Origin of the sequence: Marinobacterium sedimentorum, assembly GCF_024267675.1 — a bacterium.
In the GTDB taxonomy this organism is placed as follows: Bacteria; Pseudomonadota; Gammaproteobacteria; order Pseudomonadales; family Balneatricaceae; genus Marinobacterium_A; species Marinobacterium_A sedimentorum.
The window spans coordinates 409,718-427,184 of the sequence record NZ_JALDYX010000002.1; the positions used below are offsets into that span (position 1 = coordinate 409,718).

Sequence of the window (17,467 nt, forward strand, 5' to 3'; positions counted from 1 at the left end):
GGAGTTCACCCATGACCGACGCGATCAAGCCACTGCAGCTGCAGGGCATACACCACGTGGCCATCATCTGTGCCGATTACCCGCGCTCGCGGGCCTTCTATGTGGATGTGCTGGGGTTGGAGGTCATTGCGGAGAACTACCGCGCGCAGCGCGCTTCCTACAAACTTGATCTGCGCCTGCCCTCGGGCGCCCAGATTGAGCTGTTTTCGTTTCCCGCACCACCTGCCCGTCCCTGTACCCCGGAGGCGCAGGGACTGCGCCACCTGGCCTTCGCCGTTACAGATATGGACTGCGCCGTCGTTTACCTGGAATCCTGTGGCGTGGCGGTGGAGCCCGTACGGGTAGACGAGTTCACCGGCCAGCGCTTCACCTTTTTCAAAGACCCGGACGGACTGCCGCTGGAACTGTACGAAGTTCCGGCAGAACCCGGTCTGGTCGACAATCAGAGGAACCAACGCCCATGACGACCTCGTCCCCTGTCCTTGAATGGCCCATTCTGGACAGCGATACCGCATTTGATGCCGGTGATTTCTGCATCACATCGCAAGCGCTGGCGATAGACAGCAAGGTGCCTATTCGCATCGAGCAAACCACCTTGGCAGGGGGCAAGCAGCAGGGTGTCAGGCTGATTACGCTGTCGGTGGGTGACATGACAGTGCGTGTGGTGCCCTGTCGCGGTATGGCGGTGCTGGATGTCATGCAGGGTGATACCCGCTTTGGCTGGGACTCCCCGGTCAGGGAAGTCGTGAATCCGGCGTTTATCAACCAGGAAGCCTCGGGTGGCCTTGGCTGGCTCGATGGTTTTAACGAAATGCTGGTGCGCTGCGGCTACCAGTGGGCCGGGCATCCTGGCCAGGACGGTGACGAGTTCCTGACCCTGCACGGGCGTATCCAGAATACCCCGGCGTCGCGGGTCATGCTGCGCATCGAACGCGACGCCCCCTATCGCGTGACCCTGTCCGGCCGCGTGGACGAAAAACGCTTCAAGTTCACCAATTTTGAAGTCTGGATGCACCTGTTCATCGTGCCCGGCGAACCCTACCTCAGCGTGCAGGACAGCCTCACCAACAAGGGCGTCTATGCACGCGAATATCAGGTGATCTACCACAACAACTTCGGTGCGCCGGTGCTCGAAGCCGGTGGCCAGCTGCATGTGCCTGTCGCCGAGTTGTCACCCTTCAATGACTACGCCGCAAAAGGGTTGAGCGACTGGAATCAGATTCCTGCGCCAAGCCGCGATTTCGATGAAAGGGTGTTCAACGTGCGCCCGCTCAGTGATGAAAAGGGCGAGACCCGGTCACTGCTGCACAACGCCGATGCCAGCCTGGGTATCGAAGTGGCGTACCAGGCCGACACCCTGCCGGTGCTGACCATCTGGAAAAATACCGATCTGCCGGGGCAGGGCTACGTCATGGGTATCGAGCCGGGTACCAGCTTCGCATACAACCGCCGTTACCAGCGTCCGCTGGGACTGGTTCCCAGCATCCAGCCGGGTGAAACCGTTCAGTTCTCGCTGCGTTTTGGTTTTTTGACGACGCCGGAAACGGTGTCAGCCTCGCTGCAACGGATTCAGACCCTGCAAGGGGACACCCAACCGGTGGTCAAGCCGCAGCCGCTGGTTAGGCTTCCAGGCTGACGGCAAGGGACCGTGTGATGGGGCGCTGCAGTCGACGCAGGGCCCCATTTATATTCATTTTGCAGCGGCGCGGATGCGGTCCAGCACCTGGATAACGGCGCTGGACTGCTCCAGATTGTTCCAGGCCTTGCCGGATTCGATATGCTGCACGAAGGCACTGATCATGGAGGCGTACTGGTTCTGCGGTGCTATATCGATGACTTCGCCGCCACCGATGCCGCCTTCGGGCGCCAGGCGAATCCGCACGCCTTCGTTCGGCGCATTAAACGGGATTTCCAGTTCCGCCCAGCCTTTGCTGCCCAGTAGCAGCAGGCGCTGATAACGGGCCGCCTGGGTGCAGACCGTCAGGCTGAGGGTTCGCCCCTGGCCGTAATCGAGCAGGGCACTGGTCTGGCGGTCGATGCCGAACTGCGGGTCCAGGTCGATGGTGCTCTGGACGCTGACAGGTTCAGCCTCGAAGCACCAGCGTCCGGCCAGAACCGCATAGCAGCCGATGTCCAGCAGGCCGCCACCGCCCCATTCGGGCACATTGCGTACGTTCTTGTCGTCCGCCAGGCCGTAGCTGAAGACCGCGTGCAGCGCCCGCAGCTCGCCGATGGCCGGCAGCAGGCGCTGGTGGATGGCGGCCCACTGGGCGTGATGGCATACCATGAAGGCTTCCATCAGGGTGCCGTCGAAGTTCGCCGCGGCCGCGAGCAGGGGTTGCAGGTCCTCGGTATTCAGAGCAATGGGCTTTTCACACAGAACGTGCTTGCCTGCCGCCATGGCCTTTATGGCCCAGGGAACATGCAGGTGATTGGGCAGCGGAATATAGACCGCATCCACCTGGTCATCGGCCAGCAGCGCCTCGTAACTGTCGTAGCTGCTGGGTGCCCCCAGGCTCTGGGCGAAGGCCCGGGCCTGGTCAAGCGAGCGTGATGCCACCGCCTGAATGGGATAACCGGCTTCCAGTATGGCCGGTGCCACCTGGGTGCGGGCAATTTTGGCACTGCCCATAATTCCGAATCGGATCACAGATTTTCACTCCCTGGCTGATGTAGGCCGCTAGCAGCCTGTCGGGCTTAACACTGATCTACTGCGGAAACGCCGATTTTGGCCACTTTTCGTACTCTTTTTCGTTAAATAGAACCACTATTCGCCTTAAAAGAGCCCAAAAACTGACTCAAAACGGCTATTTCCTCGTTACGACCGGTCAAGTCCGACAGGCCGCTAGGACTTTCCGCCTGGCTAGCCATCAAGTCAAGGCTTGACCGCCTGTTGGTGAGAGCCGCAGGGGCTGTCAGTCAGCAAGTTGACGTTAGCGTAAAGGGTGCTATGCTCGGTGCTCGTTTTCAAGGGGATAACCGCATGACCCGAGCCCTGATTGTCGCCGCTGTTCGCACCCTGGATAAGATAGGGTCGCAACAGCATTGTCTGGATCTGGAAGCCCGTATCCGCGCCCGGGGTTTGGCTATCCATGAACTTGTAATTGAGCCGCTGAGTACCGACTGGCACAGCCCGGAACCCGAGGATCATTTTCGCAGCGGTTGTGCACCCATCGAGGCGCTGGCCAGGGCTCAGGCGTTGATTGTCCAGGGCGCGCAGGCGGTACTGATCCGTGGCGAAGATCTTATCAAGAGCGGTTATAGCCGTGAAGAACGGCACCGGCTGATGGCGGTCTATGGTGCCGATTATCCGCTGACCCAGGCCTACACGGACCTGGCCGAGAATTATCTGGCGCGCCAGAACCTGGATGCAGAGCGCTTTCGCGAGCTCGCCCAGTGCCTGTTCGAGAACTACAGCGCAACCTATCTCGACAGTCGCCCTCTCGATGGACACAGTGGCGCCGATACCGCGGGCAACAGGCCCGAGATGCCGGGGGCTGCCTGGTTTGAACCGGTTACCGCGCTGTTTCGCGGTGTGGATTGCGCCAACCCGATGGTGGACTTCAGCGGCCGCCTGCTGATCTGCAGCGAAGCGTTGGTCAATGAGCTGAACGTACCGCGGGACCAGTGTATCGAAATCAAGGGTGTGGGGCTGCGGCGTCTGGCGGGGGATGGTCGTGAGCATATAGATGAGATCGCCGGTTACGATCATCTTCGCAGCGCCTACAACCAGTGCTGCACCATGGCCGGTATCGATTTTGCCCAGCGCTTTCGCGCAGGTGATGCATTGCTGGAAACCTATACCTGCTTTCCGGTTGTTCCCATGGCATTTTTGCAGGTCAGCGGCCTGATCGATGTGCTCGATGAAATGCCGGATTTCCTTGCCCGTCACAGTGTAACCATTACCGGCGGCATGAACCTGGCGCGCGGTGCCTGGAACAACCCTGCGCTGAATGGCCTGATCAGCATGCATCACCGCCTGCTGGAGGGTGATGAACATATTGGCCTGGTGCACGGAAATGGTGGCCTGGGGTATCGCCAGGGGGTGGCACTGCTGGTAAAAATCTGACGGGCTATCCTTAGGAGGCTTTTTAACGGAGTGCTACCTGTTCCCACCGGGTCTGTGTGAGGTGCGATCCGGTGAGGTGTGCTCAAGCGCCGGCTTGCCAGCAGGTGATTGAACGCGGACGCGGATGGGGCAAATGGCTCTATGCTTGAGGTTGTCTGGGGCATCACACACAAGCTCGGGGCACGGACACAAAGGAGCTGATATGTCGGTTGTAACGCGAGTCCTGCTGGATGTGCTCAAGCCCCATGATCCCAGTGTGCTTGATCTGGCGTGCGCACTGGGAAACCTGGGTGATTACCGTGTGCGTGTACGGGTTCTTGAAATGGACAAGAAAACGGAGACGCTGGAAATAGAAGTGGCAGGCGCGGATGTCGATTTCGAGGCGATCCAGACGGTGATCCGGGATCTTGGCGCGGCGCTGCACAGCGTGGATGAAGTCGATGTCAGCGGTGTCACCTTGGCACCGGATGCGGAGTAATAGCGGTTGAATCTGCTGCGCGAGCTTGGTTTTTTGCTGCGTATCAGCCACTCCCACGGCATTATGCGGCGGTATTTCGTGGTCAACGGCTTTGATGGCGCTCTGACCATGCTGGGGTTGATTCTGGGTTTTATCGTCACTGACCGGGTTCCGCTGCCGGTGGTGATAGGCGCCTGCCTCGGAGCTACCATCGCATTGGGTGTCAGCGGTGTTAGCAGCGCCTATCTTAGCGAGACGGCCGAGCGCCAGCGGGCGCTGTCCGATCTTGAGGAGGCGATGGCCAATAGTTTGCAGGGCAGTGCCCACGCACAGGCCGCACGCTGGGTGCCGCTGTTGATCGCACTGGTCAATGGTTCGGCTCCGCTGCTGATCTCGCTACTGATCCTTACTCCGCTCTGGCTGGCCGATGCCGGCATCCCATTACCTTTGCCAGCCCTGCACATGGCGATGGTCGTCGCACTGCTGATTATCTTTTTGCTGGGCGTCTTTCTTGGCCACGTAGCCGGCAACTCCTGGTGGCGCAGCGGCTTGCAGACCCTGCTGGTGGCGCTGGTGACCGTCGGCCTTATTCTTCTTCTGGGTACCTGATATGCCTTCTGAATCCTTTCGTGCCTGGCACAGTCTGAGTTGTGACGAGACCCTGAAGCGGCTGACAACCTCGGTTGAGGGCTTGACGGCCGAGGAGGCGCAGCGACGCCTTGCCACTCAGGGACCCAACCGGCTGCCCCATGGGCACCAGCGTTCGGTGCTGGCGGTTTTCGCCGGGCAGTTTTCCGACCTGATGATTCTGGTGCTACTGGCCGCGGCGGTTATCTCCGGCATGGTCGGTGAACCTCAGGATACCATCGCCATTCTGGTGATTGTGCTGCTCAACGGTTTGATCGGCGCCATACAGGAGTTTCGCGCCGAGCGGGCGATGGCGGCGCTGCGCAAGGAGGCGGCGCCCCGGGCTCAGGTGCTGCGTGATGGCCGCCTGCAGACGGTTGATGCAAGCGCGCTGGTACCCGGTGATCTGGTGCTGGTGGAGGCCGGGAACCAGGTACCGGCGGATCTTCGCCTGATTGACGTGCAAGGCCTGGAAGCCGACGAGTCTGCCATGACGGGCGAGTCTCTGGCGGTGGTCAAGACGACGGAAGTACTGACGGATCAGGCACTGACGCTGGGAGATCGGCACAATCTGCTGTTCAAGAGCAGTACTGTCAGCCGCGGCCGCGGCCGCGGACTCGTGATAGCCACCGGCATGGATACTGAAATTGGCCATATTGCGCGGCTGCTGGAGACCGAAGAGCGCGTCAAAACACCGTTGCAGCAGCGCATGAGCCGTTTCGGACGCTATCTGGCGATGGTGGTGCTGGCCATATGCAGCCTGATCTTCGTCACCGGCCTGCTGCGTGGCGAACCTGTCCTGCTGATGTTTCTCACCGCGGTGAGCCTGGCGGTTGCGGCAATTCCGGAGGCATTGCCGGCCGTGGTGACACTCTCACTGACCTTTGGGGCACGCAAGCTCAGCCGGCACCATGCACTGGTGCGCAAACTGCCGGCCGTGGAAACGCTGGGGGCCGTTACCTATATCTGCACCGACAAGACGGGCACCCTGACCCAGAATCGCATGACGGCTGAGCATTTCATGGTGGCGGGGGAGTTGCGAGACAGCTTGCCGGGTCCGCAGGCGAACGGGGTCTGGTGCGAGCTGGGTCAGGCCCTGACGCTTAATAATGATGTCACCCGGGATGCCGGGCAGAAACAGGGGGAGCCAACGGAGCTCGCATTACTGGAGGCCGCGGAACGAGACGGTTTCGACAAGGCTCAGCTGGAAACGTCGATGCCTCGCATCGGCGAGATCCCGTTTACCAGCGAGCGCCAGCTGATGACCACGCTGCACCGCCAGTCGGACGGATGTATCGCCTATATCAAGGGATCGCCCGAGCGGGTGATCGCACAATGCCGGCATGAGTGCGGTGCCGATGAACAGGCTTTTTCTGCCGATGCGAGGCTCGCCGAGGCTCAGGAACTGGCCGCAAAGGGCTACCGGGTGCTGGCCCTGGCGCTGCGCCACTTCGAGCGGGTACCGGCTGACGTCGAAGGCGGGCAGATTGAACAGGAACTCTGTTTTCTGGGGCTGGTGGCACTGATCGATCCGCCCAGGCCCGAGGTACCCCAGGCGGTGGCCGACTGCCTGAGTGCCGGTATTACGCCGGTCATGATCACCGGGGACCATCCGGCCACGGCGCGAGCGATTGCCCAGCGCCTGGGAATATGCAGCCCGCAGAGTCCTGTGATGACCGGTCCCATGCTGGCCGAGTTGTCCGACGAGGCGCTGGCCAGACAGGTCGCCGGATTACGGGTCTATGCACGGGTGAGCCCTGCGCAGAAGATACGCATCGTCAAGGCGCTGCAGGCCCGGGGCGAGTTTGTCGCCATGACCGGTGATGGCATCAACGATGCGCCAGCGCTCAAACGTGCCGGGATCGGCATTGCCATGGGGCTCAAAGGCACCGATGTGGCGCGTGAGGCCGCTGATATGGTGTTGCTGGATGATAACTTCGCCACCATTGTCAGTGCGGTGCGCGAGGGTCGCCGGATCTTTGACAATATCCGCAAGTTTATCCAGTACACCATGACCTCCAATGCCGGCGAAGTGCTGACCCTGTTTCTGGCGCCCTTTCTGGGATTGCCGCTACCCTTGCTGCCGATCCACATTCTGTGGATCAACCTGGTAACCGACGGTCTGCCGGGACTGGCATTTGCGGTGGAACCGGCAGAGCCTGGCAGTATGCAGAGGCCCCCGCGCCCGCCGAACGAGAACATTTTTGCCCGTGGCATGTGGCAGCATATTCTCTGGGTGGGTCTGCTGATCGCCGGTCTGTCGCTGGCCAGTCAGGCCTGGGCGTACAGCCGTGGCGTTGAACACTGGCAGACGCTGGTCTTTACGGTACTGACCCTGGCACAGCTGTTCAATGCGCTGGCGGTACGCAGCGAAAAGGCGTCACTATGGAAAATCGGTTTGTTGAGTAACCTGCCGATGCTGGTCGTCGTGGTGCTGACCTTTGGGCTGCAGCTGCTGGTTATCTACCTGCCCGTGTGCAATGACATCTTTAGTACCCAGCCGTTGCCATTGCTGGACCTGCTGGTGGGCTTACTGTTGGCGGCGCTGGTGGTGCCGGCGACGGAAGCCGAGAAATGGCTGATCCGCCGGGGTTATATCTACCGCTCGGACACCGCCTGAGCAGGCCGCACAACTGCAGTGCCTTCGTGTATCGAGGCTCTGCAGCAGTGCGGCGTTGGCGCAAATCCGACTTGGCAGGTTGTTTCAAAAGCCTTAGCGAGGCAAGTTGTCTGTCAACAGCCTGCCAGAGAGGGGTAAGGCGTCCGCAAATGGATGTTGCCCACGCAGCCGGTTACATGCCGACGTGTTGCAGCTGGCCGCGGATGGCGCCGCCCGGATGTGAGGGGTTGTGCACGTTGATGTAGTAGTCGCTGGGGTTCGCCAGGATGCGCTTCACCATGCCGGCTTCGTGGGTCGGGAACTTGCCTTTCTCGTATTCGCTGACGCAGTCGGCGGCATCACCGTCTTCCGGCCCTGCCAGGGCAGCCACAACGGGGCCGTTGCTGCCTTTCTTGCCATGATGGATATGGGCCGCCATGCCGGAACCCACCGGGACCATTTCAATGCCCGAAACCTGCAGCGCATAACAGAGGGTCATGTCGTCGCCATCGACGCCAAATACCAGGGCGTGTCCCTTGCCATCGCTTGCACCCATGGCGCCGATTTCTTCGTCCCCCGAGAGGGTTGCGGTCAGCAGGGTGTTGGTGTGGCCGGCCAAAGCCAGCGGTGCGCCGGCGATCAGCAGGCCGAACAGGCTGGTGCGAACAGCGGCGGCGACGTAATTATTTTGCAGTTTCATGCTGAGTTCCTTTTAGATCCTGAAAATGACCGGGTGGCCGTCGTCCATCGCTGACCTCCCTCACCAGCATTACGTCGCCGGGCAGGTTTTGGATGTGTTGATGTAGGAAAAAGCGCGATTAACGTGTAATTAACGCGTAAACAGATGTTTTGCGCAGGCGCCAGAGCGCTGCCGAGGCTGACAGTACGGCGGTCAATCGGTATTGTGTTGAGTATTATCGCCAACGCCGGAATTAAGCCTTATCCATGCTGAAACTCTCCAACCATGTGTCCATACCCGACGACGAAATCGAGCTGAATGCCATACGGGCTCAGGGCGCCGGTGGGCAGAACGTCAACAAGGTATCCAGCGCCATGCACCTGCGCTTTGATATCCGGGCTTCATCGCTGCCAGAAGCCTACAAGGAGCGGTTGCTGGAGCTGAAAGACTCGCGCATCACCAAGGAGGGGGTGGTGGTGCTCAAGGCGCAGCAGCACCGTACCCAGGAGCGCAACCGCGAAGATGCGCTTAACCGCCTGCGGGATCTGATTCTCGGCGCCATGGTGGTACAGAAAAGCCGTCGCCCCACCAAGCCGACCAAGGGCTCGAAGGTGCGCAGGCTCGACAGCAAAACCCGCCAGGGCAAAACCAAGGCGCTGCGCGGCAGGGTTGATCACTAGGCGCCCGGCTACGATCGGCCAAGTCCGACAGGCTGCTAGAGTATTTTCATCTTACATCGACCCATTGTGATGGTTGAGACGAGATTTAGGTGGCTGTGTTGGAGCCTGTGCAGGCTGGGGTACCGGAGCGGTTTGATGGTTCATGTTGCGCCTTGCTGGTGCGTTACTTTCTTTGCTCGTGCAAATAAAGTAACCAAAGAAAGCACGCCCCCATCAGCCGGCCTACGGCTGCAGTGCGCGCCAGAATCATGCTCCGGACGCCGCTAAGGGGGCATCCATGCCCCCAATCGGCGGCTCGACAGTCCCTGTCTCGCCCCTTCGGGTCTGGTCGGAACATAATCCCGGTGCTCCTCGGCTGCTGAGGGGGAACAAGAGCCGCTCTGATGTTTCGGTGGCCTCGACCCATATCCGGCCACCTCGAAGAAAGGAAGCACCCAAAACAACCTCGATCGACAGATAAGTGTTTCGTGAAAATGCTCGAGCCGCCTGACTTAGGCCGGGCGTTGCAGCACTATGGCGCGGTCGGCCACCTGCTGCACATCCTCATCCTGATGCGTGACCATCAGCAGTGTCTTCTGAGCGGCCTTGGCGGTGCGTCTTGTCCAGTCGGTGGCACACTGGCGGCTGTGGGGGTCGAGCTCGGCGAAGGGCTCGTCCAGCAGCACTATGGGTTCGGGGCGCAGCAGGGTGCGAATCAGCGCAATGCGCTGGCGCTGTCCGCCAGATAATTCAGTCGGCCTGCGTGTCAGAAGCCCGGCGACTTCCAGCGAATCGAGCGCCTCCTGCAGCCTGTCCTGTGGCAGCGTGACACTGAGACCCAGTTGCAGATTGTCGGCAACACTCAGGTGCTCGAACAGGTTGTGATCCTGAAACAGCATGCTCACCGGTCGCTGCGCAGCACTTAGCCCGAGCAGTGAGTGGCCCTGCCAGTCGAGCCGGCCAGCCGTGGCAGTGGCAAAGCCCGCGATGCAATCCAGCAGGGTGGTTTTACCGACACCGCTGCGCCCCTGTATGGCCAGAATCTCGCCGCGATGAACCTGCAGCGAATACCGCAGCGGCTGCCGATCACGCAGCACCTGCAGGTCCTCTATATCAAGCATCCTGTTGTCCTTTCTCGAAGTGCTGAAACAGCCAGACCATCAGCGCGCAGATCAGCAGCAACAGCAGGGAAGCCACTGAGGCTTCGCCCATGCGGTAGGTACCGGCGTAGCCGTAAATCAGCCAGGGAAGGGTAGTCCAGTTGCTGGTGCCGAAGATCGAAAAGATCGCCACATCCCCCATGGCAAGCAGCAGCATAAGCGCAAAGCTGGTGATGCAGGCGCGGCGCATATAGGGCCATTCGACGCGCAGGCGCGCGCGCAGGCCCAGCTTCAACGAGCGCACCAGACGTTCGTACTGACGGTCGAACTGCAGCAGTCGTGGACGCAGTTGCTGCACGGCATAGGGCACGATCAACAGCATATTGAGCAGCACCACAAACAGCATGCCCCAGTAATCCAGATCCAGCTGCGGCAGCAGCAGAATGTAGAGCCCGACCGACACTACCATGGCCGGTGCCACCAGGGCCTGGGTACTGAGCCAGTCAAACAGTAACGCCAGGGTGGTGCGGCCTTCAGTGCGGGCAAAGCGCAGCGGCAGCAGCATGGCGTAGGCCAGCAACAGGGCGCCAGTGCCGGCAATGGCTGCGATGAGCAGGCTTGTGAGCGCAGGTCCTGCGATGGCGCGCCAGTCAAAGCGTGCCAGATCCACCTGCAGTATGCCTGGCACCAGGGCCAGCAATGGCAACAGCAGCGCCAGCGCGGTACTGGCGTATACCAGCCGGTGCAGGCGCTGCATGGCTGCACCGGGTCTGGGTTTCCAGTGCTGTCGGGTACTGTCGACCCCAAGCCACTGGCTGCCACCGAGGCGGTTCAGTAACAGGAATAGGCTGCCGGCAATCAGAAGCTGCGTCCAGGCGAGGGTCAGGGCTTCAGGAATATTGAAGTCGTACTTGAGGGACTGATAGATTGCCACCTCCAGCGTGGTGGCTCTAGGCCCGCCACCAAGGGCAAGCACCACGGCAAAGCTGTTAAAACAGAGCACAAACACAAAGCCGAACAGCGGCAGCATGCCGGCGCGCAGGGCCGGCCATTCGATCAGGCGCAGGCGCTGCCAGGCACCGAGCTTGAGCTGTGCCGCCAGTTTCCAGCTGCTGTCGGGAATGTGCTGCAGTTGCAACAGCTGTACCCGCACGGCAAAGGGCAGGTTCAGGTAGACATGGGCGATAAGGATGCCCGGCAGGCCGTAGAGGTTCCAGTCGGGCCCAAGCCAGGGGCTGATGAGTCCCTGGCGGCCGAGCAGCGCCACCAGCCCGGTGATCAGGATAAGTGTCGGCATCACGAAACTGAGCACGCACAGGCTCAGAAAGCTCTGACGCAACCAGAGCCCAGGGCTGTAATAGAGCGCCCGCGCCACGGGCCAGGCGAGAATGAGCGCCAGCAGGGCGCTCAATCCTGCCTGCTTGATGGAGAACCAGACAACGCTGTGAAAATAGCCGTCCGAGAGCAGGCGGGTATCCAGCCTGGCGTTATCGAACCCGATCAGGCCGCAGAACGCCAGTACGGTGACGGCCAGGCTGAACGCCAGGGCCAGCAGGCCGGCAGCAACCATAACAGCGGCTACTGTGCGGCGCTGCTGCGCCATTCACGCAGCCATTGCTGACGCGAGGCACCGGCCTCTTCGGCGCTGAAACCAATACGCCGGGGGCTGATCAGTTCGCCGAACACCGGCGGCAGCTCCACGTTGTCTATCACCGGCAGCATCCAGTTGGTGACGGGGATAATGGCCTGGGCTTCGGGCGATACCAGAAACTGCAGAAACTCGCGCCCCAGCGCCTTGTTCTGGCTGGTGCGGGTGATGGCGGCAAGCTCAACCTGCGCCACATGACCTTCGCTGAACAGGGCTGCGCGGTACTGTGTCTTGTTTTCGGCGACCAGATGGTAGGCCGGCGAGCTGTTGTAGCTGAGCACATAGTCGGCATCGCCCGCCAGAAACAGACTATAGGCTTCCCACCAGCCTTTGGTCACCGTAACGGTATGGCTGGCTAGTGCCTGCCAGGCCGCCGGTGCCTCATCGCCGTAGACCGACTTGACCCACATCATCAGGCCCTGGCCCGGGGTGCTGGTACGCGGGTCCTGGTAGATCACGCTGGCATTGGAGTCGATCAGCGCCCGCAGGGACCTTACCGGCTGGCTGATCTTGCTGCTGTCATAGATAAAGGCAAAGTAGCCAAAATCAAAGGGTACGAAGCTGTCGTCCTGCCAGGCCAGCTCCTGGCGCAGCGGGCCAATGTCGAGCCCGTGGGGCTCAATAAGCCCGGTGGCACGGGTGTCGACCATCAGACCATCGTCGATCCCCAGAATCACGTCGGCCTTGTTGTTCGTGCCCTCGATACGCAGCCGGTTGAGGATGCTGACGCCGTCTTCCACCGCCACGTATTCCAGATCACAGCCGCAGCGCGCTTCAAAAGCCTGTTCCAGCTGCGGGCCCGGGCCCCATTCGGATACAAAAGAGTCATAGGTATAGACGCGCAGATCTGCTGCCTGGCTGGCCTGACTGATTCCAAGCGCCAGTGCCGAGCAGAGGCCGATAATCGTTTTCATGCTAATCCTTCAATGCCGGTGGCAGACGCCGGACATCATGGCAGGTACACTGCGCCGACCGTGGGTCTGTAATGGGCCCGGATTCTAACGCAGCCGGTAGTTTCAGTCATGCAAGCAGCGCCCTTTTCCGCCCTGGAGTCCGCCGTTCAGTCTGCGATTCAGTCTGCTTTTCAGTTATATGCGCAACAACACCCTGAGCTGGCCTCGGTATCGCCACAGTGGCAGCCCATGGCCGGTGGCAGCAGCAACCGGCTCTATAGCTCAGTCGCCGACTCGCTGGTACTGCGGGTGAATGCCGCGCCCGAGCAGGTTCCGGGCGTTGATCGCAGGCGCGAGGCCGATGTCCTGACTCAGTTGCAGGGGCAGCCCTGGGCGCCCTGGGTGCTGCACTGTGCCGTGCAGCCCAGCGCAGAAGGCGATCACGGCTGGCTGCTGACCCGCTGGCATGGCGATAGCCCGGCGGATGGGCTGACCGCCGCGCAGCGCGCTCAGCTGCTTGATGCCGTGGCCGCCTGGCAGGCACTTGAACTGGATGTGCAGAGCCAGGAAATGAGCCTGGAAATGGATTACGACGCCTTGCTGGCGGGCTACGGCGCTATGCTCGCGGGCCTGCCGATGGAGCGCGCCCTGCAGCAGCTGGTGGTCCGGGCTGCACGGGAACTGGCTCTACTACCTGAAATACCACGGGTATTGACGCACCATGACCTGCACCCCGGCAATCTGTGCCTGAGCGAAGGCGCGCTGGTGGTTGTGGACTGGGAATATGCGGCTCTTGGCTCTGCCTGGTTCGATGCCGCTGCCCTGGTACAGCGCTGCGGTTTGGATGCCGCACAGATCGGGGTATTGCCAGCCTTTGCCAACCTCGATGCCAAGGCTCTGGCTCAGGGGTTGGCCCGCGCCGGCTGGCTCTGTGATGCGCTGGAATGTCTCTGGTACTGGGCCCGGGGTCTCGGCGGCACCGACCGCAAGATGGCGGATCTGATGCGTGACACCCTGCGGCTGCTCAAACAGCCGGAAGCAGCGGCGGCAGGCTGAATGCCGGTCGCTCGCCCTCGTGTACGGCCTTTCAGGCAAGGAGCGGGTTTGAGGAACGGGATCTTGCTGGCCTTGGAGCTGAGCCCGGGGGCGTAAAAAAGCGAAGCCTCTGCAAGGGAGACTTCGCCAAAAGCACAGCGGAGTGGCGGGCACCCATGGGTGCGGAACGTCGGGCAGCCGCCAGCGGATGCTGTGTGACCTGAAACAGCTGTTAAGGATTTACAGGGTGAGCGGCGGGCGGCGCGTATCAGGGTGCATTGAACCACCGGATTCGGGCGTTGTGCCGATGGGCTAGATGAACCCCTCCTGCTTCATGTCCGCCATGGCAGCTTCGATACTTTCGCGCAGCGTGGCCACCATGAAATCGACATGCTCGCGGGTCAGGATCAGTGGCGGCGACAGCACGTTCATGTGCGCCAGCGGACGTACGATCAGGCCGCGGGCCTGGCAGTGATCGGCGATGCGGTTACCCACCTTGGCCTCGGGGTTGATCAGTTCCTTGGTGTCCTTGTTCGCCACGTTCTCGATGCACATCATGAACTTGCGCCCGCGTACATCACCGACGATCGGCAGGTCCGCCAGGGTCTTGAGCTGCTGTTCAAAATAGGCCCCCATTTCCTGGGCATGGCCGCAGAGGTTTTCCCGCTCCATGATCTCGATATTCTTCACGCCGGCGGCACAGCTGACCGGGTGGCCGGAATAGGTGAAACCGTGGGTGAAGATAGCGCCATCGGCCTGGGGCTTGCTGATAACCTCGTAGATATCCGAGGACAGGATGGTCGCACCCAGTGGCAGGTAGCCCGAGGTCAGACCCTTGGCGCAGGTGATGATGTCCGGCACTATGCCGAATTCGTCTTCCGAGGCGAACATGTGGCCCAGACGTCCGAAGGCGGTTACCACTTCGTCGGACACATAGAGCACGCCGTACTTACGGCACACATCCAGGGTTTTCTTATGGTAGCCCTCTGGCGGCACTATAACGCCGCCGGCGCCCATGATGGGTTCAGCGAAGAAGGCGGCGACATTGTCCGGCCCCAGTGCCAGAATCTTGTCTTCCAGTTCCTGCACTTTTTCGTCACAGAAGTCGGCAAGGCTCTGCTCGGCCGGGCGGCGGTAGGGATTGGGGCAGGAAATATGGTGTACCAGCTGCTCATCGATATCAAAGCCGATATGGTCGAACTTCACCCCGGTGATCGACATGGCCATATAGGTGCTGCCGTGGTAGCCGTCGATGCGCGAAATGATCTTTTTCTTGGTCTTCTGGCCAAGCTGGTTGAAATAGAAGTGGATGATGCGCACGGCGGTGTCATTGGCGACCGAGCCGCCGCAGCCGTAGAACACATGGTTCAGGTTGCCGGGGGCCAGTTCTGCCAGCTTCGCCGCCAGCTGCGCCGCCGGCACAGTAGTGTGGTGACCGAAACAGGAGTAGTAGGGAATCTGGCGGATCTGATCCGCAATGGCCTGGGCCATTTCTTCGCGGGCGTAACCGATATTGACGCACCAGAGACCGCCGATGCCATCCAGATATTCACGGCCGTCGCCGTCCTTGACATAAACACCTTCGCTGTCGGCCAGGACCAGGGAACCGGTTTCCTTGAAGGTGGAAAAATCGGTCCATGGATGGATGTAGTGGTCTTTGTCCTGTTGCCACACGGTTTGCATGTCGATCTTCTGTTGTTCGGACATTTCAACACTGCTCCTGGTTTTTAATTTTGGATACAGGGCAAGGTTAATGGGTGCGCTAGCATTGGTAAAATATCTTTTTTAGCTCACCTGGATCATAAAAAACTATTCAGCGTGGATCAGGCGCATACGAAATGATTCGAGCGCTTGCGGAGGGTCCAAAAGGGGGCGGGAAGAATACGGACAAAAACTAGTGTACTGGTGCACTCTTGGTGGTGCTTTAGCACAGGCTCATTTTTTCGCCAGCCAAGGCGTGAAGCGGAGTCATAGTGGGGCTTACTGAGCTTCAGCAGCTTCAGATCGACATACTCGAGGAGCGGATCGATGCACGCCGGTGATCCGGAGGAGTGCCTATCCCGCACCGCGCGTATTCTGGAGCATTCCGTTGCCAGGACATCGTTGCATGGCTGATCGTCGTTATCGCCATTGTCGTACTGCACGACTTGACTGCACATTATTCGGTGTTGCGGTTGCCTGGGCGTCCACTATCCCCTGGACATGGTCGGCGCCGTGGCAGTAGCCGCGACTAGGTATGTCGTCACCGCGCCGTTTGGGTGCAGATGGGGCGAGAGTCTCGTACAGCAGGCTGAGCCGTTGTACCAAAAGCTCTTGGCACGCCCGATTGCAGCGGGCTGGGTTCGTCGCTAGTCCATTCACAAAAACCATATATCGACAGTAACAGTAATAAGGTCAGGCAGAATGGGAAGTACGAACACAGAGGCCAGAAGCTCGGCACTGAGACAGATTCCGGTTGGTATCTGGATACTGGGCTTCGTCAGTATGTTGATGGACATTTCCTCCGAGATGATCCATAGCCTGTTGCCGATGTTCATGGTCACAACCTTGGGGGCCAGCGCTTTCGCTGTGGGTCTAATCGAAGGCCTGGCCGAATCCACGGCCCTGATCGTCAAGATATTCTCTGGTCCCCTGAGTGATTATCTGGGCAGGCGCAAGGGGCTTGCGGTACTCGGCTACGGCTTGGGCGCGCTATCGAAGCCCCTGTTTGCTGTCGCGCCAGCGATCGGGACTTTAGTATCGGCGCGCATCCTGGATCGGGTAGGCAAGGGTATTCGTGGTGCGCCGCGTGACGCTCTGGTCGCTGATATAGCTCCATCGCACTTGCGTGGAGCCGCCTTCGGCTTGCGCCAGTCACTCGATACTGTTGGGGCCTTCCTCGGGCCGTTACTCGCGGTGGGTCTAATGCTGTTGTGGGCCAATGACTTCCGAGCGGTGTTCTGGGTCGCCACGATTCCAGCCTTCGCGGCTGTTGGCCTGCTGATCTTCGGTTTACACGAACCCGCACCCTCCCAGAGTACACCGCGTGCCAATCCGATTCGCCGAGAAAGCCTTCGGCAACTCAGTAAATCCTATTGGTGGGTGGTGGCGGTTGGTGCGGTCTTTACCTTGGCCCGTTTCAGCGAGGCCTTTCTGGTATTGCGGGCACTGCAGGGGGGTATACCTGTAGCGTTCGTACCACTGGTGATGGTTGTCATGAGCTTGGTCTACTCTCTTTCGGCATACCCATTCGGCAAGTTGTCCGACAGGATGAGCCACCGCAAACTGCTGGCCATTGGTCTACTAGTGCTGATCGCCGCCGACTTGGTGCTCGCTATCGATGATCACTGGGCTGTTGTTTTGGTCGGCGTATCCCTCTGGGGCTTGCACATGGGCATCACCCAGGGACTGCTTGCAACAATGGTGGCTGATACTGCACCTTCCAATCTGCGCGGTACTGCTTTTGGTTTCTTTAATCTCATCTGCGGTATAGCCATGCTGCTGGCCAGTGTCATAGCCGGGTTACTGTGGGACGGTCTCGGTGCATCGGTCACATTCTACGTCGGGGCGGCTTTCTGCGTGATTACGCTCATGGGCTTGATATGGAAGCCAGTTCTGCAGTAAGTGAAAGCGTAAGGGGGTGGCAGAATTTATCCGGCGAAAGCGGGCAGGTCGCGACAACCTCATCTGTCATTACTGCACGCTGTGGCGCCCTAAAACCG

15 protein-coding genes are annotated in these 17,467 nt (G+C 60.3%); 9 read left to right on the plus strand and 6 right to left on the minus strand.

Annotated features, from left to right (window positions below):
* Positions 1-11 precede the first annotated feature (11 nt).
* On the plus strand, positions 12-464 hold the full coding sequence (gene gloA2, locus MRS74_RS04155; protein ID WP_254579014.1) for an SMU1112c/YaeR family gloxylase I-like metalloprotein: 453 nt from the start codon (positions 12-14) through the stop codon (positions 462-464).
* Entirely contained in the window at positions 461-1,636 is a 1,176-nt protein-coding gene (locus MRS74_RS04160) for an aldose 1-epimerase family protein (RefSeq protein WP_254579015.1), read from the plus strand. The genes gloA2 and MRS74_RS04160 overlap by 4 nt, the downstream gene beginning before the upstream one ends.
* A 54-nt stretch (positions 1,637-1,690) precedes the next feature.
* On the opposite strand, the gene MRS74_RS04165 is transcribed toward MRS74_RS04160, so the two are convergent.
* A complete protein-coding gene (locus MRS74_RS04165) occupies positions 1,691-2,650 on the minus strand; it encodes a Gfo/Idh/MocA family protein (protein WP_254579016.1) in 960 nt (319 codons plus the stop codon).
* A gap of 333 nt (positions 2,651-2,983) precedes the next feature.
* Between MRS74_RS04165 and MRS74_RS04170 the strand changes: the two genes are divergently transcribed.
* From MRS74_RS04170 to MRS74_RS04185, 4 genes are all read left to right on the plus strand, one after another.
* Positions 2,984-4,069, plus strand: a complete 1,086-nt coding sequence (locus MRS74_RS04170) for a hypothetical protein (RefSeq protein ID WP_254579017.1) — start codon at positions 2,984-2,986, stop codon at positions 4,067-4,069.
* 202 nt (positions 4,070-4,271) lie between these two features.
* Positions 4,272-4,547, plus strand: a complete 276-nt coding sequence (locus MRS74_RS04175; protein ID WP_254579018.1) for a DUF211 domain-containing protein — start codon at positions 4,272-4,274, stop codon at positions 4,545-4,547.
* Positions 4,548-4,553: 6 nt separating this feature from the next.
* Positions 4,554-5,135 carry a VIT1/CCC1 transporter family protein gene (locus MRS74_RS04180; RefSeq protein ID WP_254579019.1) on the plus strand — a complete coding sequence of 194 codons (582 nt, stop codon included), beginning with the start codon at positions 4,554-4,556 and terminating at the stop codon, positions 5,133-5,135.
* A gap of 1 nt (position 5,136) precedes the next feature.
* Entirely contained in the window at positions 5,137-7,773 is a 2,637-nt protein-coding gene (locus MRS74_RS04185) for a cation-translocating P-type ATPase (protein ID WP_254579020.1), read from the plus strand.
* Between the two features lie 172 nt (positions 7,774-7,945).
* Here MRS74_RS04185 and MRS74_RS04190 read toward each other — a convergent pair whose 3' ends face one another.
* Complete coding sequence (locus tag MRS74_RS04190) at positions 7,946-8,452, minus strand: CHRD domain-containing protein (protein ID WP_254579021.1); 507 nt, start codon at positions 8,450-8,452, stop codon at positions 7,946-7,948.
* Positions 8,453-8,697: 245 nt separating this feature from the next.
* Between MRS74_RS04190 and arfB the strand changes: the two genes are divergently transcribed.
* Positions 8,698-9,111 carry an alternative ribosome rescue aminoacyl-tRNA hydrolase ArfB gene (gene arfB, locus MRS74_RS04195; RefSeq protein ID WP_254579022.1) on the plus strand — a complete coding sequence of 138 codons (414 nt, stop codon included), beginning with the start codon at positions 8,698-8,700 and terminating at the stop codon, positions 9,109-9,111.
* A gap of 491 nt (positions 9,112-9,602) precedes the next feature.
* Here arfB and MRS74_RS04200 read toward each other — a convergent pair whose 3' ends face one another.
* Genes MRS74_RS04200 through thiB form a run of 3 tightly spaced genes read right to left on the minus strand, consistent with a single transcriptional unit; the run spans position 9,603 to position 12,752 of the window.
* Positions 9,603-10,211, minus strand: coding sequence for an ATP-binding cassette domain-containing protein (locus tag MRS74_RS04200; RefSeq protein WP_254579023.1), 609 nt, complete (start codon positions 10,209-10,211; stop codon positions 9,603-9,605).
* Complete coding sequence (locus MRS74_RS04205; protein WP_254579024.1) at positions 10,204-11,793, minus strand: ABC transporter permease subunit; 1,590 nt, start codon at positions 11,791-11,793, stop codon at positions 10,204-10,206. The genes MRS74_RS04200 and MRS74_RS04205 overlap by 8 nt, the downstream gene beginning before the upstream one ends.
* A complete protein-coding gene (thiB, locus tag MRS74_RS04210) occupies positions 11,769-12,752 on the minus strand; it encodes a thiamine ABC transporter substrate binding subunit (RefSeq protein ID WP_254579025.1) in 984 nt (327 codons plus the stop codon). The genes MRS74_RS04205 and thiB overlap by 25 nt, the downstream gene beginning before the upstream one ends.
* Before the next feature lie 108 nt (positions 12,753-12,860).
* Between thiB and MRS74_RS04215 the strand changes: the two genes are divergently transcribed.
* The gene (locus tag MRS74_RS04215) at positions 12,861-13,787 is read left to right on the plus strand and encodes a phosphotransferase (RefSeq protein ID WP_254579026.1); all 927 of its coding nucleotides are present in this window, start codon (positions 12,861-12,863) and stop codon (positions 13,785-13,787) included.
* A 291-nt stretch (positions 13,788-14,078) separates the two neighbouring features.
* Here MRS74_RS04215 and MRS74_RS04220 read toward each other — a convergent pair whose 3' ends face one another.
* Positions 14,079-15,473, minus strand: coding sequence for an aminotransferase (locus tag MRS74_RS04220; protein WP_254579027.1), 1,395 nt, complete (start codon positions 15,471-15,473; stop codon positions 14,079-14,081).
* A gap of 696 nt (positions 15,474-16,169) precedes the next feature.
* Between MRS74_RS04220 and MRS74_RS04225 the strand changes: the two genes are divergently transcribed.
* On the plus strand, positions 16,170-17,369 hold the full coding sequence (locus tag MRS74_RS04225) for an MFS transporter (protein ID WP_254579028.1): 1,200 nt from the start codon (positions 16,170-16,172) through the stop codon (positions 17,367-17,369).
* The last annotated feature ends 98 nt before the right edge of the window (positions 17,370-17,467 follow it).